We start from the raw sequence: 23878 nt of genomic DNA, 5'->3' as shown, positions 1-23878 counted from the left end.
CTGACGGAAGAACATATGCTTGATATTGATATCTACAGACATAATGAAAAGCGTTGGAGCGACCTCGCATACGCGGAAGGGACTTCTGCGGAAGGAGATTCTTACGACCTTAATGAGAAGCCAAGATACGCAGCCATGCTGGCGCTTCAATATGATCTTAAGAATAGCGATGAGACGCTGGTTCGGTTTCTTTTCGAGCAAGAGATACTTGCGCGTGAGAATGATGATTATCAAGGAATAGGGGAAGCGCTGCCCTTGGGAGCCTATTTACTGGCCAGCTTCAAACGACCCGGCGACATTCCGCTTTTTTATGACGCTAAATTCGCTAACTTCGATACGGCTTGTGGATTCGATAGAGAATACATGTATGTGGCGCTTGGAGAAAATACAGAAAGTTATGTGCTTGAGCACTACCCTGACTTGCACGAAGAAATTATAGATTTCTTCGATAAAGGCAGAATGGAGAGCTGGTGGAACAGACAGGTGCTGGACCACCCTCAAAAACAATCTGATGAGCACCTGATGACACTGTTTCGTCGCAGTCTCTATTTTGAAGATCTCGCCGCCGCCAGAGAGTTTATCGATGAATGGCGTCGCGCAGAGCCGGAATCCTCATCAAAAGAAAGTACATTGAAATACGCGTACAAAGCGATCGCAGAATGCGAAAGCGCGACGTTTCACTCTCAGAATAACGGGGATGAGGACTGAAAGTTTCCCCTGACACCCATAGCTCAACGCAGGAAACCATTCCCTTACCATCTCTTCCAAGAGTCGCCGGTGGTACATGATGCTTGGCGTGGGACAGCGCCCGCTGTACGCGGCCTTCTCAAGGCATGTTTTAAGCGACGCTCTCAGTAATGGGCTTTTTGAATCTCTGCTAAATTATATGGGGATACACTACACGGGCTTAGTTTGTTATTTGGTGAAGGGAGGCTGGCAGAGTGGAAGACATTTACGAAGGTATTGATCAGGCTCAAAAGGCATTGCAAACAGATCATGCATGGAATGCTGAAGCCCTCGCCCTGGTGCAGGGGATCGAGGGTGTAATCAGAAGAAAGCTGCCATCAGAAATCGTTGCTTTGCTAATAAATGCTGATGGCTTGCCCGAAGACTCTGCATTGCTGTTTATGGGATACGATCCTATTCCCGTGAAAGCAATTTCTGACATGTATAAAAATCCTCAGACTAAACATGGCTGCCAGTTCTTAGCCAATTACGAGTTTAATAAGGAGTGGATCTTAGAGGAGGGAAGTGAGTTGTCGCTACTCAATGATCTCGAAGGAGAGGTGGATGATGAGGTCTTGGTGGACGACCTAAAGCGGCTTTTGCCTCTATTTGATGGGGATGGCTATTACATGGCGTTATTCTTCAAAGACAATCAGGAAACAGAGATCGTTATTGTGACGGAGGACTACGGCGTTAGCTCTTTCGCGCCGAGCCTCAGCGAGCACCTCAGTAACTTGAAATCAGGCTTGCAAAAAGGGGTTTTTAATTGCGAGTTGGATGATGAAGGGGGATTTGAAATAGAACTGCCAGAGTTCTGGAGCGAAAGAGTCGAGGCTGTCAGCTAGCCCTCCATGCCAGGCCTCACCCCCCCAAGATTAATGGAGATGAGGCCTGCAAACTAACCCCCCGTCACCCATAACTCAACGCAGAAAACAATTCCCTTCCCATGTCTTCCGATGGGCGGCGGCCGTGCATCATGCGTTTGTTGTTGAGGACGGCGATGTCGCCGTCGCGCCAGGGGATGTCGCGGGTGTGGAGGTCGTACAGGGATTTGAGTTCTCCCATCAGCCAGTGGGGGATGGGGGAGCCGTCTTCCATGGTGACGGTCTGGCCGGGGTAGGGGCCGGTGAGGCTGTTGGCCAGGGCGCGGTGGCCGCCGGGCAGTTGGTTGTAGACGTAGGTGGAGTAGCTGAAGTCGAGCTGGTTGTCTGCGTTAAGCTCGATTCGCACCCCCTCAAGGCCGTTGAATAATTTTTCCAGATGATCGCGGTTGATCTCCTCCACGGGAATGTCCTCGTCGATCATGAAGGCCACGAACACTTTCCAGAACATTTCCGGGAACAGGCGGCGATAGATAAAGCGGACGTTCTCAATGAACGTGCGGCTGGTCTCACTCAGGGAGCGCCAGATCTCCAGGCCGTCGCAATAGGTGGTCTGGCCGCGGTCGCCGGCGGCGCGGCGGCAGTAGAACCAGATGTAGTCCGGGGTGAATGGGCTGTTGCTGTGTTCGCTGTGCAGCTCGATGCCCGGCGTTCCCGACAGCACGCGCTGCACGCGGCGGTCGTAGGATTGCCGGGTGGGATCGAGTATCAGGCGTGAGCTGAACTTCTCCACGAAGTCGCCGAAACGCTCCGGCGTCGCTTCATAGCCGCGAAACAGCGCCACGCCTTTCTGCTCCATGGCGAAGTGAAAGTCGTCGGCGCTGACGCTGTCGAGCGTATCTCCTTCCTGCGCCTGCACCAGATAGCCGGTGAAGGCGAGCTGGCGCTCCGGCGCTTTGCGCGGGGCGGTAGGAATGCGGTGAGTGATGGGTGAGGTTGTGGTCATGCTGTCTGCTCCTTCCGTTCCGTCGTCATGGGAGTAAAGGATTCCGCCTGCTGCAGATGCACCAGCAGACGCGTGGCTAAGGTTTCAACATTGGGCGGTTGCACCATGGTCTGGTGCCGACCCGGAACGTACTCCACCTCCACGCCCCGTTGCGCCCACTTGGACCAGCCCAGACTGGGATCGTCCGGGCATACGGACTTCGCCAACTGTTCCTCCCCGAGAGGACGGAACAGGGTGATCTTGCCGTTGTAAGGCTGCGGTTGATAAGACTCCACCGCGTGATAGTTCAACTTACTGACCTGCAGAATGCGGCGCGCCTGCTCCAGACTGAATCCCTGGGGCAGGGCCTGGGCTTCCCGGGTGGCTTGAATGGCCACCTGCAACTGATCTTCTGTGGACAGCCCGCGCAACGTATCCGGGTCCACATCCGCAATGCCGCCCAGCAGCGAACTGATGATCTCCGCATCGTCATGGGCTTCGAATCCGCCATCGAACACGTCCGGCGAGTAAGAGTCCAGCAGACCCAGGAAGGCGATCTCACGACCCCGCGCCTGCAATACGCGGGCGACCTCGAACACCGCCACGCCGCCGAATGACCATCCCGCCAGATAAAACGGACCGGTGGGCTGACGCTCACATAGTGCGTCGGCATAGTAGGCCGCCATCTCCGGGATGTTGTCGAAGGGGAGCTGCTCCGGCTCGATGCCTCGGGCCTGCACGCCGATGAACGGGCGTTCTTCGCCCAGACTGGCGGCCAGATGGTAGTAACAAAGCACCGTGGCGCCGGTAGGGTGTACGCAGAACAACGGCGGATGTTCGCCGCGGGCGGTCAGCGTCACCAGGGGCGACCAGTCTTCAGGATGGGCTTTGCGGGCGCTGCGCACCTGTTCCGCCAGCTTCTCCACGGATGGATGCTGGAACAGAGTGGTCAGGGGAAGGGCGACATGAAACTCCTGCTGAATCGCGCTCATCAAGCGCACCGCCAGCAGGGAGAAACCCCCCAGGGCGAAAAAGTTGTCCGTCACGCCCACCGGGCTGCGCTCCAGCAAACGTTCCCAGATGCGCGCCACGCCTAACTCCACGTCGTCGCGAGGCGCGACGAATTCGTTTTGCGACGCGGCGGCGTGCATTCCCTCCAGGGCGGCGTAATCTGTCTTGCCGGAGGGCGTCAACGGCAGCGCGTCCAGCGGAACCAGCAGGTCAGGCAGCATGTAAGGGGGCAGGCGCTCACGCAGATAGGCCAGAATGGCTTCCGTCTGCAGCTCGCCTTTTTTGGCCGTGCGCGCCAGCACCACATAGGCCAGCAGACGGCGGTCCGCCTCTTCGCCCTGGGCGACGACGGCCGCTTGCTGAATCTCCTCTCGGCTCAGCAACTGGGTTTCCAGTTCGCCGGCTTCGATACGGAAACCGCGCACTTTAAACTGGCGATCCGTTCTGCCGAGCAAATCCAATGCGCCGTCCGGACGCCAGCGCGCGCGGTCGCCGCTGCGGTAATAGCGCCTTGGCGCGGATAACCCGGGCAGCGCCAGCTCCACGAAACGGGCTTCATTCAGATCTGGTCGGTTATGGTAGCCCAGGGCCAGGCCGACGCCGGAGATCAGCAGCTCGCCGGGCACGCCAACCGGGCAGGGACGGTCCAGAGCGTCGACCACATGACACTGCATATTCTGAATCGGCTGCCCCACATCCGGCGGCAGGCCGCTGTACACCACTTCGCCGAGGGTGGCGCAGACCGTCGCTTCCGTGGGGCCGTAGGCGTTGATCATCAGACGCCCCTTGCTCCACTTCGGAACCAGATCCGCCGGACAGGGTTCCCCCGCCACCACCAGGGTTTGCAGGCCGGGAGCGGCGTCTTCCGGCAACAGCGCCAGAGACGACGGCGTCAGGGTAATGTGGGTGATTTCGAACTCTTGCAGCGCCTGAGCCAGATCCGGTCCGGGCATGATGCGGTCGCGGGGCGCCAGCACCAGACGGGCGCCGGCGCACAGAGCGGTGAAGATTTCCGACACTGCGGCGTCGAAACTGAATGACGCCACCTGCAATACCCGGCTGTCGCTGCGTAATCTGAACGCCTTGATATGCGCCTCCAGCATGTTGATCAAGCCGCTGTGATGCAGCAAAGCGCCTTTGGGCGCGCCGGTGGAGCCGGAGGTATAGATCATGTAAGCGGCGGCGTCTGCCGCGGGCGCGTAGTCCAGAGGCCGCGGCGACTGTTGACGCCAGGAGGTGATATCGTCGAGATAAATGACGGAGCCGCCGCGGTCCTCCAGCACTTCAATGAAGGGCGCATCCACCTCCGGGCTTTCCACCAGGAACAGGCGGCAGCCGGAGTCCTCCGCCATATAGCGCAGGCGCTCCGCCGGGTAATCCGGGTCCAGGGGCAGAAAGGCGCCGCCGGCCTTCAGGGCCGCCAGCAGCGCGATCACCATATCGCAGCCGGGGCGACAGCAGACGCCTACCAGGCCGCCTTTTTCCAGGCCGGAGACCTGCAGCTCCCGCGCCAGTTGATTGGATTGTTCGTCCAGCATGCGATAACACAGCTGCACGCCCGGCGTTTGCAGCGCGATATGCCCACCATAGCGGGACACCACTTCGCGGAACTGGATCAACACATTGGCGTTGGCGGGCGTCGTCTGTTCAGTCAGATTGAAACTGGCCAGCAGACTCCAGTCGCGGGTGGTGAGCATGTCCAGTTGTTTCACCGGCAAATCCGGCTGCTCCAGCGCCATGGTCAACACTTGCTGCAGGTGCTCGGCGAACAGTTCGATGCGATGCAGATGAAAGCGCGACTCGTTGTAGGCGATGGAGAAACTGAGGCTGCCGGCCCTTTGCAGCAGACTCACCGTCACATCATTGTTGAGATTGGCGGGCAGCTCGCCGTGCAGGGCGTCGTAATGGGCCGCCACGTCGAACAGCGGACAGTGGTGACGCCAGGACAGACCGAAGTCCTCCGCCATTTCCCGCCACTGATAATGCTGATGCTGATACGCGTCCAGCAGCTGCGAGCGGGTTTGCAGTAACAGCGTCTTGAACGACGCCTCGGGATCAATGCTGTTGATGATGGGCAGGGCATTGATAAAGCCCGGTTCGGCGCCGTTCTCCTCTCGTCGCGCCGGGGAGCCGGTGACCAGGGTTTCCACGCCGCTGGCGTCACTGTCGGCGCAGAAGGCCTGATTGTAGCGCTGCAGACATAACTGCACGCCGGCGGTGACGATCGTGTAAATAAGAAAGTGTCCGCCCTTGCTGACCTTCATGATGAGGTCGTAAAGGTGGCTGTCCAGCGCCAGACCGTATATCTGATAAGACTTGGGACCTTTATGGGGGAGGTCGTAATCCCGCGGCAGGTTGCTGGGGCTGATGGCCTTGGTCAGGGATTTGCGCCAGTAGTCCCTTGCCGCGAGTGAGTTTGCGTCAAGCAGAAAACCGCTTTCTTGTTGCGCCATGGTCTTTCCTTATTTTCCTTGTTCCGTTCATGAGAGTCTTATTGTTATGGTCGCCGGCCGCGCAACCGCCCTAGAAAGCAAAGCTCTCCAGCGCGTCCTGGCTGACTGTCTCGTTACTTCTATGATGGATATTCGCCATAAAGGCGTCATCAGTGGTTTTTTCCAACAATAGAGTGCGCATGCGCTGCAGTATCGGCGCGGGAATCGCCTTCAACGTGGGATCGGCCATCTGCGCCTTGATGGCGGAATTGAACAAGGCCACGTAATCGATCACCTGTTTGCGGGTATAGCCGCGACGCTGCAGATAGAAAGTAGACCATTGTTCGAATCCGTGCTGGGGCAACCAGGTGGAATTGCGAATATCGAAGAACAATCGCTCTACCCAGTCGCAGGCGGTTTCGCTGTTCATGGTGCGATGCCGCCAGGAAAAGCCGTTGCCTTCCAGGTCATACTCCTGGCGGTTTTTCCAGATCGGCGTCAGCGGATCGCAATACCACAACTGGGCGCGGTAGAAGTCCGGCTTGCTTTGCTCGATCAGGGATTGCGTCTCTCGAATAGTGTCTTCGGTTTCGCCGGGGAAGCCGACGATCAAACTGGCGTGGGCGGAAATGCCGGCTTCCTGCAATTGCGGAATGGCCTCGGCGAAATTGCGCCGGCGCGCGGTTTTGTTCATGTTTTTGAGCATGGTGTCGCTGCCGGACTCAATGCCCAGGAACACGCCTTCGCAGCCCGCTTCGCGCATTAATTGAATGGTTTCGTAATCTCCCTGATCGCTGCGATAGAACGAATTCCAGCGGAAGCCGTATTGCTTGCGGATCATCAGGCGCAGAATTTCCTTGAAGCGTTTTTTCGGCACGTTGAAGGTGTCGTCGAGAAAGGTGAGGGTGTCCACATTGCCCAGCGCGGCGATACGGTCCAGCTCCTGCTCCACCAGGTCCGGCGCCAGCGTCTTGTAAGCCCCCGCCCGTTGCGGAAAGCCGCAGAACGCGCAGCTGTAGGGACAGGATTTGGCGGTGCGCAGAGAAATAAACTGGGACAGCTGATCCGGCGGAAACAGGCCATAGTCGACGGGGTTTTCCTCCAGAGGGTTGTACTCCGTCTCCACCAGGGTGCGGGAAAACGGTCGCAGCAGGCTTTTGGGATCGCGGATGGCCAGGTTGGCGACGCCGTCCAACGGCTCTCCTTTTTGCAGCGCGCTGATGATGTGGGCCAACGCCTGTTCGCCCTCGGAGCTGATCACGTAGGTATCCGCCCCCAGGTATTCAAACAGACTGGCCAGCTCATCCGCGTTGCGCACCTCCGCCTGACCGGAGATATAGGGCCCGCCCACGATGATATGGGCGTCGCTGTGCTCGCGTACGAACTTGATGACTTCGATCATGGGCTGAGGCGACACATACAGCGTGGTGGTGACCGCCACCGTGCGCACCTGACCGCTGCGCAGTATGCGGCGCATCTCGTCTTTTTCCTGTTGAAACAGGTTGACCCAGTCCACGGTGAAGCCGCGCCGCCTCAGGAATGACGCCAGATAGGTCACCGCCGGCCAGAGAAAGTCGAGGTTGTTGAACTGCCGATGGGACTGGCCGGCTTCGTCATAGATATGGTTAATCAGATCCAGCGCCGTATACGGCTGCCCCTGGTGCTCCACAAACGCCAGCCGCAGATCGCGCCAGGCTCCGCCGTGATTATCGACGGAACGCACCATCTCCACGTGTTCGGGAGTGGGCGGCATATTGGTTCCGACAATCAGGCAATCGATCATATCCGCTTTCCTTCCTTGTTAGCCCGCCGCGTCACCGCTGTTTGCAGGCGGCGGGTCTTTATTGTTATTGGCTCGCGCTGGACGACGCTCGTTCAGTCGCAGAGACCTGTTCAGGTCGCTTAGAAATCGTGCAAAAATTTAAAAATCAAACTCCTCCGCCGCGTCCGCTTCGCCGGTGGCGGGCTTGCCGTCAGCGCCGGCCAGAGACAGCAGACTGTCTCCGGGACGTTGCGCGGCGGCGTCCAGCAGATGCTGGTAGTGCTCCTGCAGCGCGGCGATTTCTTCCGCGGTGAAACGCTCCCGGTCATATTCGAAGACAATGCGCACCTGCTCCGCCTGGGCGTTGACGGACAACACCAGATCGTACTTGGCTGAGCCGCGCTGTCCCGGCAGATAAGACACTTCCAAATCGTCCAGGAAGCTCCCTTTGGGCGGCGCGGCGGACGCCGGCGCATCGCTGTTCTGGAAGTCGAACACCACCTGGAAGATAGGCTGACGGCCCGCCACTCTCGGTGATTGCAGCGAACGCACCAGCAGGTCGAAAGGCAGTTCCTGATGCGCCTGCGCCTGCAGGGTTTTGTCGCGCGCCTGGGTCAGCAGATCCAGGAAGCTGGCGCTGGCGTCCAGACGCAGCCGGATCGGCAGGGAGTTGACGAAGAAGCCGATCAGGCTCTCCAGCTCCTGGCGATTACGGTTGGCGACCGTGGTTCCCACCACAATGTCCGACTGCCCGCTGAGTCGCTGCAGCAGGGCGGCGAAGGCGGCGAGCATGGTCATATAGAGCGAGCTGCCTTGCTGACGGTTGAAATCCTGCAACGCGGTCACTGTCGATGCTGGCAGATCCTGCACCGCCAGGGCGCACAGACCCGCCGCCTCGCTGTGGGGACGACGGGGCAGACGGATGGCCTCCGGCGCGTCCTGCAGTTCCTGACGCCAATAGTCCAGATGCTGCTGCACCCGTTGCGGCGTGAGCAGGCGGCGCTGCCAGCAGGCGAAGTCCGCATATTGCAGCTGCATGGGCGGCAGGCCGGGGGCGGAGCCGGTGCGCCGGCTGTGGTAGAAAGCCTGCAGCTCCCGCACGAACACGCCGTTGGACCAGCCGTCGAAGATGATGTGATGCATGGTCGCCAGCAGCACATGGCGCTGATCCTCCAATTGCACCAGACGAATGCGCAACAGGCGGTCGCTTTCCAGATCGAACGCATAGTTGGCTTCCAGGCGCGCCAGTTCCCGAACCTGCTCGGCGCGCTCCGGCTCCGGCAGCGCGGACAGATCGAAAAAGCGCCAGTCCGGCGCAGTGTCGCTGTGGATCTCCTGCACCGGCGCGTCTCCCGCCATATGAAAACGGGTGCGCAGCACCTCATGGCGGGCGATGATGTCGCGGAAACTGTCGTGCAGCGCCTGGGCGTCCAGGGAGCCTTTCAGTTCCATGGCGAGAGGCATGTTATATCCCGCCGCCGCGCCTTCCAGTTGGTGCAGAAACCACAAGCGCTCCTGGGCGAAGGAAAGCGGCGGCGCGGCGGGACGGGTCTGCGCGCATAAGCGCTCGCCGTCGTCCGTCGCCGCGGGAGCCAGCGCCGCCAGTCTTTCCGCCAGCTCGGCGATGCTGGGATTTTCGAAGACGTCTCTGACCGTGGCGTCCACGCCCAGACGCGCGCGAATGCGGTTCAGCAGACGGGTGACCAGCAGACTGTGGCCCCCCAGTTCAAAGAAGTTGGCGCGGATATCGATATGCGGCAGCGCCAGCAACTCGCTCCACATATCATGCAGACTGCGCTCCAAAGCGCTGCGCGGCTCCGCCAGCAGTTCCGGGACGTCGCTCAACGCGTCCGGGGCGGGCAGGGCGCGGCGGTTGATCTTGCCGCTGACGGTGACCGGCATTTTCTCCAGAGTCAGGATGCGGGCGGGCGCCATGTAGTCGGGCAGACGTTTGCGCAGCCAGGCGCGCAGATCGGCGACGTCGAATCCAGCGGTCTGGCGGGGCTCCACATAGGCCAGCAGGCGCATGCCGGCGCCGTCGTCCCGGGCGATCACCGCGGCGGCCTTGACGTCGTCATGGCTGTTCAGCACCGCTTCCACTTCGCCGGGCTCCACCCGGAAACCGCGGATTTTCACCTGCTCGTCAATGCGTCCCAGATACAGGAACTCGCCCTGGGCAGTACGGCGCGCCAGATCGCCGGTGCGATACAGGCGCTGACTGATCTCGCCGTGGGAGCTCAGGAGCGTGGTGGTGATGAAACGTTCGGCGGTGAGGTCATCGCGTCCGACATAGCCCTGGGCGAGACACACGCCGCCGATGTACAGCTCGCCGGGGGCGCCGGCGGGCACAGGTTGTCCCAGTGGGTTGAAAATATGCAGTTGCACGCCGCACAGGGGCGCGCCGATGCCGGGCAGGACCGGCCAGCGGTCAGGCTGATCGTCCAGCTGCAGGGCGCTCACCACGTGGGCCTCGGTGGGACCGTAATGGTTATGCAGGCGACAGTGCGGGCGTTCCCGGAAGAAACGACGCACCGGCGCGGAGATCTGCAACTGCTCGCCGGCGGTGACCACATCGCGCAGCTTGTCGCTGACGATGGCGTTCTGGTCAGGCTGATTCTCGGTCAGGGTCTCCGCCAGTTGCTGCAAAGCGACGAAAGGCAGAAACAGACGCTCTACCCCTTGCTCTCGGATAAACGCCATCAAGGCGCGCGGGTCCTGCCGCAAGCGGGGCGGACACAGCACCAGCGAACCGCCGCAGGCCAGGGTGGCGGCGAATTCCTGGAAGCAGACGTCGAAGCCGACGGCGGCGAATTGCAGGGTGCGCGCTGGCGCGCTCAGACGGGGATGCTGACGATGCCAGACCACGAGATTACTCAGGGCGCGCTGGGGCATGGTGACCCCTTTGGGAACGCCGGTGCTGCCGGAGGTGTACAAAATATAGGCGATGCAGTCCGGGTCCGGCAGCGGCGGCGGTTCCGCGCGGCGACGGGACAGCTGCGCCCACAGTTGCGGCAGCAGCGCGATGGCGCAGGGCGCGTCCTCCCAGCCATGCTGCGCGTTCACTGTCACCAGCAGGCGCGGAGCGGCGCTTTCCACCATCTGCCGCACCCGGGGCAACGGGAACTCGGGATCGATGGGTGTGTAGGCGACGCCCATTTTCAGCGCCGCGTATTTGAGCACGAACAGCTCGGGACTGCGGGGCAGCCAGAGCGCGACCACATCGCCGCTCGCCACGCCTTGCTCTCGCAGCCAGTCCGCCGCCTGATTGGCGAGACGGGCGAACTCCCCGTAGCTGACGTGGGAGTTGAGCCGGGACCATTCCGTCAGCGCGCCGGCCTGAGGACTCCAGCTCAAGGCTTCCAGATCAGGAGTGCGTTCACATTGATCCTGAATCAGGGCGGGCAGCGGCGTCGCCCCCTGAGCCGGCTGGGCGGGAATTTCCGCCGGCGCCGCCAGGGGCAGGCCCAGCACCGGTTCATCTGGGCGGTTGACGCAAAGCTCCAGCAGGCTCAGATATACCTCCAGCATGCGTTCGATGCTGGCGCGGTCGAACAGGGTGCGATTGTAGACCGCCTCCCCGTGCATCTGTCCCTGGGATTCGGTCAGGGAGAACAGCAGGTCGAAGGCGGCGCGTTGCTGCCGAATCGGGAACGGGGTGATTTCCAGCTCCGGCGTTTCCCGAGTCACCGTGGGCGCGTTCTGCAACACGAACATCACCTGGAACAACGGGTTGTGATTGAGGGCGCGGTCCAGCTCCAGTGACTCCACCACTTTGTTGAAAGGCGGGTCCTGATGCTCATAAGCGTCAAGAGAAACAGTTTTAACTTCCTTCAATAACTCATTGAAAGTAAAGTTTTCCTTGCTGCGAATGCGTAGCGCCAGAGTGTTCACGAAGAAGCCGATCAGCGGCTCCAGCTCGGGCCGGGTGCGGTTCGCCACCGGCGCGCCGATGACGATATCGCGCTGGCGGCTGTACACCTTCATCAGGGCGGCGAAGGCGGCGCAGCTCACCATGAACAGGCTGGCGCCGGCGGCGTCGGCGAAACGGCGCAACGCCGCAGTGAGGCCGCTGTCGATATGAAAGGGCAAGGTGTCGCCGGCGAAATCCGCCTGCGCCGGGCGCGGACGGTCATGGGGCAATTCCAGCAGGGGCGGCGCGTCCGCCAGTTGCGTGCGCCAGTATTCCAGTTGCCTCTGCGCTTCCGGCCGCTCCAGGCGCAAAATCTGCTCGGCGGCGTAGTCGGCGTATTGCAGGGACAGGGGCGGCAGACTGAGCGTCGCGGCGGCGTCCAGGGTGAAGGTTTCCGGGTTGATGGCCTGATAGAACGCCTTCACTTCGTTAAACAGGACGCCAATGGACCAGCCGTCGGAAATGATGTGGTGCATCGCCAGCAACATGACGTGGCGACGCGGCGCCAGCCGCACCAGCAGCACCCGCACCAGGGGGCCGCGACTCAGGTCGAAAGGCGTCTGCGCCGCTTCCACGGCCAGCCGTTCCGCCTCGGCCTCCCGTCGATCGGACGGGTGGGATTCCACGCTGGCCCGGAGAAACTCGCAGGGAAGTTCCGGGTGAATGCGTTGATAGGGCGCGCCATCCGCCCCCAGGGCCTCGTCTTCATGGAAGGTGGTGCGCAGAATCTCATGGCGCGCCGAAGCGCAGGCGAAGGCCTCCTGCAAACGGTCCGCATGCAGCTCGCCATTGATGCGTACGGTCATGTGCAGGTTGTAGGCGCTGCTGCCGCCGTCGATTTTGCTGAGGAACCAGAGACGCATCTGCGCGGGCGCTAACGAAGCGCTGCGGGCTCCGCCGCTGGGGGCGCGACGGATGGCTTTCTCCGCGGGCGTCTCCATGGCGGCGGCGCTGCGTTCGCGCACCAAGGCGGCGAGTTCCGCCACATTGGGACATTCGAACAGGTTGCGCACGGTCAGGCCGGCGCCGAAGCGCTGGTTGAGACGGGCGATAATCTGGGTCGCCAACAAGGAGTGGCCGCCCAGTTGAAAGAAGTTGTCACGTACGCCAATGATCTCTTGCTGCAGTACTTCCGCCCAGACATCGGCCACTGCCTGCTCAAACCCATTGCCGGGCGCCACATACTCAGTTTCGCGGGCGCTGCGCTGGGGAATCGGCAGCGCCTTGCGGTCGGTCTTGCCGTTGGCGGTCAGGGGGATGGCGTCCAACGTAATGATCGCCTCGGGAACCATGTAGCCGGGCAGGCGGCGCGCCAGCCGTCGTTTCAGATCATCCGCGTCGATGCTGCGACCGGGCGCGCTCACGACGTAGGCGGCCAGATAGGGACCCAGGCTGTCGTCCTTGATCACCGACACCACACAGTCTTTAACCAGTTTCTTACTATTGTCACGTAACTCATTGATAAAGGATTCAATTTCTCCCAGTTCTATACGAAATCCACGCACTTTCACCTGCTGGTCGATACGCCCCAGATACTCCAGTTGATCGTCACTGTTCACCCGCACCAGATCTCCGGTGCGATACAGACGCTCGCTGAGATCGCCGGAAAACGGATTGGCGATGAAGCGCTGGGCGGTCAGCTCCGGCTTGCCCAGATAGCCCCGCGCCAGACCGCGGCCGCCGATCAATAATTCACCCGCCACGCCCCGGGGAACCAGTTGCAGATTCTCGTCGATGATATGGATCAGGGTATTGCTGATGGGGCGTCCGATGTTGGCTTTGCCGCCGGGGCGTCGCAGAGCGCAGGTGGAGTAGGTGGTGTCCTCGGACGGACCGTAGAGGTCATAGACGCGACGGATATGCGGCAATGCGTACAGCTGCTCCACCAGTTCCTGCTTCAGGGGCTCGCCCGCCAGGTTCACCGTGCGCACCTGGGGCGGCACGGCGTTGGCCCGCAACAGCGCCTGAATGGCGGATGGCACCGTATTGATCAGACTGACCCTGGAATAGACCTCCAGATCGCCGGCGCGCTCCGCCAGCGCGGTCATATTGTCCGCCAGATGGACGCGGCCGCCACTGCACAGGGTAACGAAAATCTCAAACACCGAAAGGTCGAAGCAAATGGACGTGGTGGCCAGCACCTCCTCCAATTCTTCAAGGTGATACTGGGTCTGCGCCCAGTGAATCAACGCGCCGACAGAACGGTGCTCAATCGCCACGCCCTTGGGCAGACCGGTGGAGCCGGAGGTGTAGATCACATAGGCCAGATTGTCCGCCGCCACAGGACGCTGAGGATTGCTGTCTTCGCAGCCAGCGGTCAGGGTTTCAAGATCGTCCAGCATCAGCGTGGCGACGCCCCCCGGCAGACGCCCGCTGGCGGCCTGTTGGGTCAGCGTCAGACGCGCGCCGCTGTCTTCCAGCATGTAGGCGATGCGCTCCGTGGGGTAGGCTGGATCGAGAGGCGCGTAGCCGGCGCCGGCTTTGAAAACGGCGAGCAGGGCGACCACCATATCCAGAGAGCGATCCAGGCAGACGCCGATGCGGTCCTCCAGCTTGATGCCGCGGGCGATCAGCAGATGGGCGAGGCGGTTGGCGCGGCGGTTCAGCTCGCCATAGCTGAGAGAACGGCCGTCTCGCATGACCGCCGTCAGCTCCGGGTGCAGCTCGGCGTGGCGCTCGAACCACTGATGAATGCAAAGCGTGTCGGGGTAAGGCTGCGCTTCCATAAACAAGCCGCGGCTGAGCTCGCCGTGTTGGTCGCGATCCAGCATGGGCAGTCCCATCACCGGTCGCTGCGGCTGGTTCAGCGCCGCCTCCAGCAGCGTCAGATACTGGCGCGCCATACGCTGTACGGAGTCCTTGTGCAGCAGCTGCGAGCGGAACCAGAAGTCCAGATGGAAGCCGTTGGCGTCCTCTTCGCCGTACACCTCCAGATCAAAGCGGATCTGGCCAGGCTGCGGCAGACGCAGCGGCGTCACCTGCACCCCTTCCAGTTCGAAGGCGTCCATGGGCGCGTTCTGCAGGACGAACAGCAACTGGATCAACGGCGGGAAGCTGAGATCGCGCTCCGGCTGCAGCGCCTCCACCATGCGCTCGAAGGGCAGGTCCTGGTGATTGTAAGCGCTGAGGGCGGTGTGTTTGACTCGGCGCACCAGATCGCGGAAGTTGGGATCGTCAGCCAGATCGCAACGCAGAGGCAAGGTGTTGACGAAGAAGCCCACCAGGGCCTCCACATCCGCCTGATTGCGGTTGGCGATCAGGCTGCCCACCACCACGTCCTGCTGGCCGCTGAGACGGCCGATCAGCACGTTGAAGGCCGCCAGCAGCACCATATACAGGCTGGCTCCGGAGGCGCCGGCGAAATGCCGGGCCTGATGCGCCAGACGCGCGGGCAGGTCGATGCGCACGTAGTCCGCATCCGGCGACGGCTGCTGGGTGCGGGGGTAGTCCAGAGGCAGATTCACCAGGGCCGGCGCGCCCTGTAGCTGTTGACGCCAGAAGTCCAGCTCCTGTTGCAGCAGATCGCCCTGCAGGCGTTCCCGCTGCCATACGGCGAAATCCGCATACTGCAGCGCCGGCGGCGGCAGTTCGCAGGGGCGATGGCGCAGGGCGGCGCGGTACAGGGCCGCCAGTTCCCGCACGATCACGCCTACGGACCAGGCGTCGGCGATGATGTGATGAATACACAGGTTCAACCAGCTCAGGCTGTGCGAGCGGCTGCTGTCCAGCTCCACCAGAGTGGCGCGCAACAACGGCCCCTGAGTGAGATCGAAGGGACGGCGGTTCTTCTCCACGAAGTACGCCTGGGCGCGGGCTTTACGGGCTTCCAGGTCGCTGTCGGCGAACCACACGCGCTCGATGGCGATGTGCAGGGACGGCAATACCCGCTGGGTCGGCAGACCGCCGTCGCTGACGAACAGGGTGCGCAGAATTTCATGGCGGGCGATCAGGGTATCCAGCGCCCGCTGCAGCGCGGCATGGTCCAGGGGGCCTTCCAGTTGCAGGGCTGCGCTGATGTTGTAGGCGACGTTGTCCCCCTCGAATTCGTGCAGGAACCACAAACGCTCCTGGGCGAAGGACAGGGGGAATTGATAAATCTGTACGGCGGTGGAAGCTTCGGTCATGGCGGCGTACTTGCTCGTTATTATGTTCTTTGGGTTGTCGTTATGGTTGTTGTCTGTTGTCTGTTGTCTGTTGTCTGTTTTCTTCCGTCTTCAGGATGACTCCGCTGCGGCGGGGTCCTGCGTCTCCGGGGTCTGGGTTTCCGGTTTTGGCGCGCCGACGGCGTAGCGCGAGCGGTCGACGCGACGAATGCCGCTCTCGGTCGCCGGCGTTGCGGCGGTCGCCAGCGCATCAATTGCGGCGGCCAGATCCTTGAGCGTTGGCTTGTCGAACAGCAGCGCCAGCGGCAGGTCACGCTGCAGGCGTCCGCGCAGCTGCGACAGGACGCGGGTGGCGCTCAAAGAATGCCCGCCCAGCTCCAGAAAATGATCGTTGCGGCCGATGGGGCGACGATCCAGCACCTGACTCCAGATCTCCGCCACCTGCTTTTCCGTTTGCGTTTGCGGGGCTTCGTAAGGCGCTTCCGCGCGCAGTTGCTCCGCTTCGCACTCAAGGGCCTTGCGATCCAGTTTGCCGTTGGCGTTCAAAGGCAGGCGCTCCCGTTCCCTCAGAATGGCGGGAGTCATGTAAGCAGGCGCTTGCCGGGCCAGCCATTGGCGGATGTCGTTGAGGTCCAGCGGTGAGTCCTCCGCGCTGCGTGGCGTGACGAAGGCCGCCAGCAGCGTGTGTCCGTCCGCACCCCGGGTCGCCGCCACCGCTGCTGCGCGCACGCGTTCATGACGGGACAGCAAGTGTTCGATTTCCGCCGGCTCCACGCGATGTCCGCGCACGGATAACTGGTCGTCGATGCGTCCGAGAAAATCCAGATTGCCGTCTTCGCGCCAGCGGCCCTTGTCCCCGGTCAGGTACACCCGCTCGCCGGGCTTGTAAGGATGCGCCACAAAGCGCGCGGCGGTGAGATCCGCGCGTCCCCAGTAACCTCGCGCCAGGGAAGGTCCGCTCAGGGCGATTTCTCCCGCTGCGCCCAGAGGCGCCAGACGCTGCTGACGGTCCAGAATCAACGCCTCGGCGTTGGCGATGGGCTTGCCGATGGGATAGGGGCTGGGCTCCTGGGGCGCCAGATAGCAGGAGGTGGCGCACACGCTGAACTCGGAGGGTCCGTAGTTATTTGAGACCTTGATGCGGTCGCTGGCGCCGCCGTTGCGGATGCCTTTCAGGGTGTCGCCGCCGGACTGCAGCACGATGTTCTGTAACAGGTGCGGAAAGCTGACGCAGGCCTCTTCGCACAAGGCGGGAGGCAGAAAAGAGATATCAATGCGCTGCTCATGCAGAAATCCGCACAGGGGGCCCACATCCCGTCGCAGCGCCTCCGGCGTGATCACAATGGTCGCCCCCGCGCACAGCGACGGCAGCGCTTCCCATACGGAAGCGTCGAACGCCGGCGACGCCAGCAGGGTGGTGCGCTTGTCCGCCTGGATGCCGAATTGACGGCGGCTCCATTGGATCAGGTTGATCAGACCCAGATGCTCTAGCATGACGCCCTTGGGCTCCCCCGTGGAGCCGGAAGTGAAGATCACGTAGGCCAGACTGCGCAACCCACAGGCGCGAACCGGCGCCTGGGCGCGTCGGCTGTTGGGGGCGAGGGCGTCCAGGGGGATGAACGGAATCTGGCTATGTTCACGCCACAGCCTATGCTCGCCCCACAATGCGGCTTCCTCGGCGTCGCCGATCACCAGTTTGCATTGCGCCTGCTGGAAGGTGCGCAGGCGGCGCTCAGGCGGATAGTCCGGGTCTACCGGAACAAAGGCCGCGCCGGCTTTGCCCGCCGCCAGTTCGGCGATCAGCAGGGCGGCGCTGCGGGGCAAAGCGACGCCGATGCGGTCCTCCACCCCCACGTCATAGCGCTCCTGCAGCAACGCGGCCAGGGCGTTGGCGCGTTCATCCAGCTCGCGATAGCTGATGCGACGCTCGCCGTCTTCCACCGCAATGCTGTCCGGCGCGGCGGCGACGGCCTGCTCGAACAGATCCAGATAACTGTCGCAGGTGGGCAACGGATAAGTCTCGCCCTGAAAGGCGTGCAGGCGGTCGTACTCGGCTGCATCCAGCAGGTCTATTTGCTGCAGTGGCGGTGAGGTCACATCCCCGCTCGCGCCCAGTCCCTGGCGCAACAGGCGCTCATAGTGTCCGCACAGACGCTCGACGAAGGCGCCTTCGAACTGCGCCGGGTTGTACAGGTAGCGCATCACCAGCGTGGTCCCCTGCGGGCCATGCTCCGGTGTGGCGGTGACGCCGAAATCGTAGGGAATGTCTTCGTGCTTGCTGATGCTTTCCACCTGAATGGCGTCGCGGAAAGCCCCGTCCGGTTGCGCCGGCGCAGGATAGTTCTCGAAGGCGAACAGATGGGTGATCAGATCTTTGCCGAGAGGGCTGAGCTGTTGCACCTCGCTTAACGGCAGATACTGGCGCGACTCCGCTTCCAGCAGACGCAATTGCGTGGCTTGGGCCAGTTCGCGCAGGGTGGCGTCGGGACCGACGCGCAAACGCAACGGCAGGGTGTTGATGAAGACCCCCACCATTTCCATGGCCCCGGGAAGCTCCGCCGGACGCCCTGACACCAGGGTTCCGAACGTCACGTCGTCGCAATCGTTGTAGCGGGCCAGCAATGCGCCCCAGGCGGCTTGCAGAATGGCCCCCGGCGTCATTCCCCAGTCCGCCGCGGCCTGTCGCACGCGCTCACTAAGCGTCTTGGGCAGCGCGTGGGTGAAGGTGCGTTTGCCGGCGCTGGCGGGCGCGAGGGTCTGCTGCCGTGGGACCTGGGCGGCCTGATGATAGTCTTCCAGTTGCCCGCGCCAATAATTCCGGGCCTGGGTCGCGTCCTGGCGCTCCAGCCATTGAATGTAACGGCTGTAGGGCGGCGGCGCGGGCAAGTCCAGCGGACGCGCCTCGCGCAGGGCGTCATAAATCAGCGTGAAGTCCCGCAGCAGCAGGCTCAGACACCAGCCATCCATGAGGATATGGTGCAGGCTCCACAACAAGGCGAAGCGGTCGTCCGCCAGTTGCAGCAGCCGCATACGCATCAGCGGCTCCCGTTGCAGATCGAAACTGCGCTGGCGGTCTTCCGCCTGGGCCTGACGAATCAGTTCCTCCTGAAAATCCGGCGACGCCTTGCGCAAGTCGCTGTAATGAAACTCGCCGACCCGGTGATGCAGCACCGCCTGCAGAGGACGGGACACTTTCTCGGCGATGAACTGGACGCGCAGGATATCGTGACGCTGGAATAGCCGCTCCCAGGCCTGCTCCAGCAGATCCACCCGCAGCTCGCCGCGCAGCCGGTACAGCGCCTGCTCGTGGTACACCGGCGCGTCGGGATGCAGCAGGCTTTGATAGAGCATGCCTTCCTGCATGGGGGATAAGGGATACAGGTCCTTGAGGTTTTCCTTTTTTATCATGAAATGATTCCTTCCAGCTCATCCAGGCTGATATCAGAATAGGTCAAATCCGAGGGCGTGACGGTGGCTCCCGCGCAGCCCAGGCAGTGTTCAGCCAAATGCGCTAATTGTTCGCTCCAGCGGGTCAGCAGGACCTCGGCGTCCAGCAGAGGCCGCGCCCGATCAATGCAAAGCTGCAGGCGCAGGCGTCCGCCCAGGGCCATGGCGCTGATCTCCAGGGCGCAGGGACGCGGCGCTTCGGGTGGAACGCAGTCGCCGCTGGGTTCATCGCTGAAGCGCAGGCTGGCGTCAGCGAGAGGCGCGTCGAGCTGTCCCAGGTAGTTGAAGCTGATCTGCGGTTGCAGGTTGAAGCGCAGCGCCGCGGTGGCGGCGTCGCCGCCGAATTCCTGCAGCAGGGAGTAGCCCGCGCCCTTGCGGGGAACGCGGCGCAGGCTCTCTTTCACCGATTTGATCTGATAGGCCAGTTCTCGGTCGCCGGGCAAGGTCAGGGACAGCGGCCACAGACTGGTGAACCAGCCGGCGCAGCGGGACAGGTCCAGATCCGTCTCCAGCAGGTCGCGGCCGTGGCTCTCCATCAACAGGCACAGATTGACCGCTGTGCTGTCGGAGGGCGCCATGGCCCGGGCCAGGGCGGTCAGCAGCAGGTCTTCCGGCGTAGTGTTGTAAGCCTGATTGGCGGCGGTCAGCAGCGCCTGGGTCAGCTCCGGGTCTAATTCCCGGGTCAGAGTCAGGGCGTCGCCATAGCGGCAAGGTTCGCTATCGGAAGCGTCGAGATCATGGGTCTCCTCCAGCGCCGCCCAGTAGGGGATGTCCGCCTGCAGTTCGCGGCTGCCGCCGAAACGGGCCAGTTGCGCCGCCCAGCGCGTAAATCCGGGGGCTTCCGGCAAGTGCACGGACTGGCCGTCGCAAGCCTGGGCGTAGCCTTGCAGCAGGTCATCCAGCAGAATGCGCCAGGTCACGCCGTCCACCGCCAGATGGTGCGCCGCCAGCAGCAGCCGGTCGCCGTCCGGGCGGCGCAACAGCGCGGCGGCGAACAGGCGTCCGTTTTCCGGGTGCATCGCGGCGTGCAGCTTTTCGCCCTCTTGAATCAACGCAGAGGGAAGGTCTTTGCTGTCCCTGAGATCGATGTCCCGTAGTCGCACCCCTGGCGCCTCGTCCAGGGGCAGGGCCTCCTGCATCCAGCGGTTGTCGTCGTCCCGCAGGAAGCGCAGACGCAGGGATTCGTGGGCGGCGTAAATCCCGTCCAGGGCCGCCTGTAGCGCCGAGGCGGACAAGGGCTGCTCGCTGCGCAGCAGGAGCGCGTGATTGAAGCGGTGCGGATTCTCGCTATGTTCCCGGAAGAAGCGACTCTGCGCCGGGGTAAGGGGAACCGGGCCTTGCGGAGCCGACCAATCCTGATCCTGGCGTTGCTCCAGTGGCGTGACCCAGGGCGCCAGCGCCGCGATGGTCGGATTGGCGAAAAGATCTTTGATGGCCATTTTCCAGCCTTCCCGATGCAGCCGGGACGCCAGTTGGATGGCTTTGATGGAGTCGCCCCCCAGGGCGAAATAGTTGTCGTTGGCGCCAACCTGATCCCGTCCCAGAATCTCGCTCCACAGATGCGCCAGCAGCGTTTCCAGAGGGCTTTGCGGCGCGGTGAAGGCGGTGGTCACGCCGAGGCGCTCGCCTTGCCGCAGCGACGCCAGCGCCTTGCGATCCAGCTTGCCGCTGGCGTTCAGGGGCAGCGCGTCCAGGGCGACATAGCCGCTGGGCAACATGTATTCCGGTAAACGTTCTTGTAAGTATCTTCTTAAAGTATCTGCGCCAACTTCTTGTTTTAAAACAATGTAAGCGATCAGCTCCGCGCTGGCGGCTGTATTCTCCGAGTCAGGGGCGACGAGCAACGCCGCCGCCTGCTCTACATCGGGATGGCTGCGCAGATGGGACTCCACATCTCCTAATTCGATACGATGGCCGCGCACTTTCACCTGATCGTCCATGCGTCCCAGGAACTCCAGTGCGCCGTCCATGGTCCAGCGACCGCGGTCGCCGCTTTTGTAAAAGCGAACCGCACCGGAAGCGGAACAGGGAGAAGAGAGGAAGACGAACTTCTCTCCGTTCAGCTCCGGCCGGTTCAAATACCCTCGGCTGACCCCTGCGCCAGCCAGAACAATTTCGCCGGGAACCCCCGCCGGGACCGGCGCGCCATGGCGATCCAGCACCCAGGCGCGAGTGTTGCGCAGGGGCTGGCCGATGGGAACGTAGGGGGATTGCGGCAGGCGCTTGCTGTCGATCACGTAGGCGGTGGCGTCCACGCAGCATTCGGTCGGCCCATAAACGTTGATCAGGCGTACGGCGGGCAGGGCCTCGCCAACGGCTTGCGCCAACGTGGTGGGCAGGGCTTCGCCGCCCACCAGCAGAGTGTCCAGCGCCAGTTCGTCGCTGCGCCGCGCCAGCTCCGGCAGCCACAGCGCCAGCAGCGTGGGCGTGCAGTCGCTGAGCGTGATGCGCTGCTGGATGAACAGGTCGGTGAGACGGGCGGCGTCCTGCCGCGCATCCTGATCCACCACCAGCAGTCTGTGTCCGTGCAGCAGGGCGGGAAACAGCTGTTGCACGCTGGCGTCGAACACGGCGTTGGCCAGCAGCGCCACGTTGACGGGGCGGCTGTAACGGCGGTAGGCGATATCCCAGAGCGCGTCGTTGAGGTTGACCACGTTGCGATGTTCGACGGCGACGCCTTTGGGGACGCCGGTGGAGCCAGACGTGTAAATCACATAGGCGAGCTGGTCCGGGCGCAGGGTCCGTTGCAGCTCCAATTCCGGCGCGGCTTCCAGGTGCTGGACCGCATCCGGCAGCGCAAGGATCTGCACGGGGGCGCCGGCGTCAATGTCCCGTAGCGCCGCCAGGGTGGCGTTATCCGCCACGATGACGCGCAAGCCGCTGTCGACGATTTGCTGGCGCAGACGCGCTTCCGGTTGTGCGATATCCAGAGGCAGATAAGCCCCGCCGGCGCTCAGTATTCCCAGAGCCCCCACCGCCAGATTGACGGAGCGGCCGGTACACAGGCCGACGGGCTCGTCGTCGGCGACGTTCTGTTCCGCCAGGCGGCGCGCGAGTCGGTTGGCGGCTTCGCGCAGGGCTTCATAACTCAGTTGCGCGTCGCTGTCGCTGATCGCAATGCGTTGAGGCGAGGCCTGGGCCTGACGCAGGAAACGGTCAATCAGGGTGTCGCTGTCCGGCCGCCAGGACAGCCCCTCGCAAACGTCCCGCAGCAGCTCCAGACTGGCTTCGGAAAGCAGGGGGATGGCGGCGATCTTAACCTCGATATTACTGCAGAAAGATTCGATAATAGTTTGAAATATAAGTGGAATGGACTCCACGTAAGCGGGTTCGTAGCGGCTGCGGTTGTAGATCAGTTTGCCTTGCAGGCGCTCCCCGGGCATGAATTGCAGGTCGAAGTCGTAATGGGTTTTTTCGAAGCTGAACACGTCCTCCACGGCGAAACCCAGGTCGGACTGATCGGCGGCCCGTTTCACCAGCGCATCCACCGGATAGTTCTCCACCGCCATCACCAGATTGAACAGGCCCTGATCCTGACCGGCGAAACCGGCGGCGGCCTGAATTTTAGCCAGGGGATAGTAGTGATGGGGGGCGGACGCCAGATGACGCTGCTGCAGCGTCTGCGCCAGTTGCAGCAGGCTGTAATCGGGAGCGACGCGAATCCGGCAGGGGACGGTGTTGATAAAGGGCCCCACCATGTTTTCCACGCTCGCCAGATCCGCCGGCCGGCCGGACACCACGGTTCCGAAGGCCACGTCTTCCTGATCGCAGCAGCGCGCCAGCAGGGTCGCCACGGTCGCCTGCAACAGGGCGTTGAGGGTAATCCCATGTTGCGCGCACAGGCTTTGCAGGCGCTCGGTCTGGCCCCGGCTCAACTGAAAGCTCAGTTCGGCGCTTTCCGGCTGGGCGTCTGCGTGGTATTTGCGAAAGGGCGGCTCTGTCGGCTCTGTGAAGCCTTCCATGTAGGTCCGCCAGTATTGCGCCGAGGCGTCCTGATCCTGGGCCGCCAGCCAGCGCGCATAGCGGCTGAACGGGGGCGTCGGCGTGAGGTTGAGCTGCGCCTCTGCGTCCTCGCCCTTACACAGGCTGCGATAGGTCGCAAGCAGTTCACTCAGCAGTAATCCGTAGGACCATCCGTCCAGCAGAATATGATGATGGCTCCACACCACTTCCCATAGATTATCTTCCAGGCGCAGCAGGCTGATGCGCCACAACGGTCCCTGGGTCAGGTCGAAACCCTGACGGCGTTCGTTGTCGCGAAAGTGGCGGCAGTAGGCGTCAGCGCGCAGGGAGTCGATATGGCGCAGGTCCTGGCGTTCGATAAGGGGAGGCAGCTGATGCAGCACGATTTGCAGGGGCTGGTCGCTCTGCTGATGGGAAAACAGGGTGCGCAGCAGATCATGGCGCTGCGCCAGCAGACGCCAGGCCTGTTCAAAGGCGTCCGCGTCCAGTTCGCCCCGCAGCCGCCAGGCGGTCTGCTGGAAATAGGCGCTGGATTCGGGTTCCAGCAGCGCATGAAACAGCATGCCTTCCTGCACCGGCGTCAGGGGATAGATGTTCTTGATGTCCTTCTTGGTAACTGTCATGGTCCTTGTCCGATTCTTGTTGTTCAGGGACTTCTGGATCTGACGCCTTCAGCGGCGCGGACTTTGCGACCGCTGAAGGCGTTTTCCCGCACGTC

The 23878-nt window shown here is 62.4% G+C and carries 8 protein-coding genes; 2 read left to right on the top strand and 6 right to left on the bottom strand.

All coding sequences use genetic code 11. From position 1 onward, the window contains the following. The first annotated feature begins 15 nt into the window (after positions 1-15). Together ACQYWX_RS17665 and ACQYWX_RS17660 are read left to right on the top strand one after the other, a co-directional pair. The gene (locus ACQYWX_RS17665) at positions 16-708 is read left to right on the top strand and encodes a hypothetical protein (RefSeq protein WP_431685784.1); all 693 of its coding nucleotides are present in this window, start codon (positions 16-18) and stop codon (positions 706-708) included. A 233-nt stretch (positions 709-941) separates the two neighbouring features. Next, a complete protein-coding gene (locus ACQYWX_RS17660; RefSeq protein WP_216738734.1) occupies positions 942-1571 on the top strand; it encodes a hypothetical protein in 630 nt (209 codons plus the stop codon). A gap of 64 nt (positions 1572-1635) precedes the next feature. On the opposite strand, the gene ACQYWX_RS17655 is transcribed toward ACQYWX_RS17660, so the two are convergent. The 6 genes from ACQYWX_RS17655 to ACQYWX_RS17630 form a co-directional block, all read right to left on the bottom strand. Further along, positions 1636-2553 carry a TauD/TfdA family dioxygenase gene (locus ACQYWX_RS17655; RefSeq protein WP_431685783.1) on the bottom strand — a complete coding sequence of 306 codons (918 nt, stop codon included), beginning with the start codon at positions 2551-2553 and terminating at the stop codon, positions 1636-1638. Next, a complete protein-coding gene (locus ACQYWX_RS17650; protein ID WP_431685782.1) occupies positions 2550-5996 on the bottom strand; it encodes a non-ribosomal peptide synthetase in 3447 nt (1148 codons plus the stop codon). Before ACQYWX_RS17650 ends, ACQYWX_RS17655 begins: the two co-directional genes overlap by 4 nt. Before the next feature lie 70 nt (positions 5997-6066). Next, positions 6067-7758 (bottom strand): PhpK family radical SAM P-methyltransferase, encoded by a 1692-nt coding sequence (locus ACQYWX_RS17645; protein ID WP_431685781.1) that lies wholly within the window; start codon positions 7756-7758, stop codon positions 6067-6069. 138 nt (positions 7759-7896) lie between these two features. Further along, positions 7897-15771: an amino acid adenylation domain-containing protein gene (locus ACQYWX_RS17640; protein WP_431685780.1), complete on the bottom strand. Its 7875-nt coding sequence runs from the start codon at positions 15769-15771 to the stop codon at positions 7897-7899. A 90-nt stretch (positions 15772-15861) separates the two neighbouring features. Then, the gene (locus ACQYWX_RS17635) at positions 15862-19158 is read right to left on the bottom strand and encodes a non-ribosomal peptide synthetase (protein WP_431685779.1); all 3297 of its coding nucleotides are present in this window, start codon (positions 19156-19158) and stop codon (positions 15862-15864) included. After that, a complete protein-coding gene (locus ACQYWX_RS17630; RefSeq protein WP_431685778.1) occupies positions 19155-23783 on the bottom strand; it encodes an amino acid adenylation domain-containing protein in 4629 nt (1542 codons plus the stop codon). Before ACQYWX_RS17630 ends, ACQYWX_RS17635 begins: the two co-directional genes overlap by 4 nt. Positions 23784-23878 lie beyond the last annotated feature (95 nt).

This window comes from Hahella sp. NBU794, assembly GCF_050749805.1.
GTDB lineage: Bacteria > Pseudomonadota > Gammaproteobacteria > Pseudomonadales > Oleiphilaceae > Hahella.
Note: the sequence above shows the minus strand (reverse complement) of the source record. Positions and strands in the feature narration are given on the sequence as shown.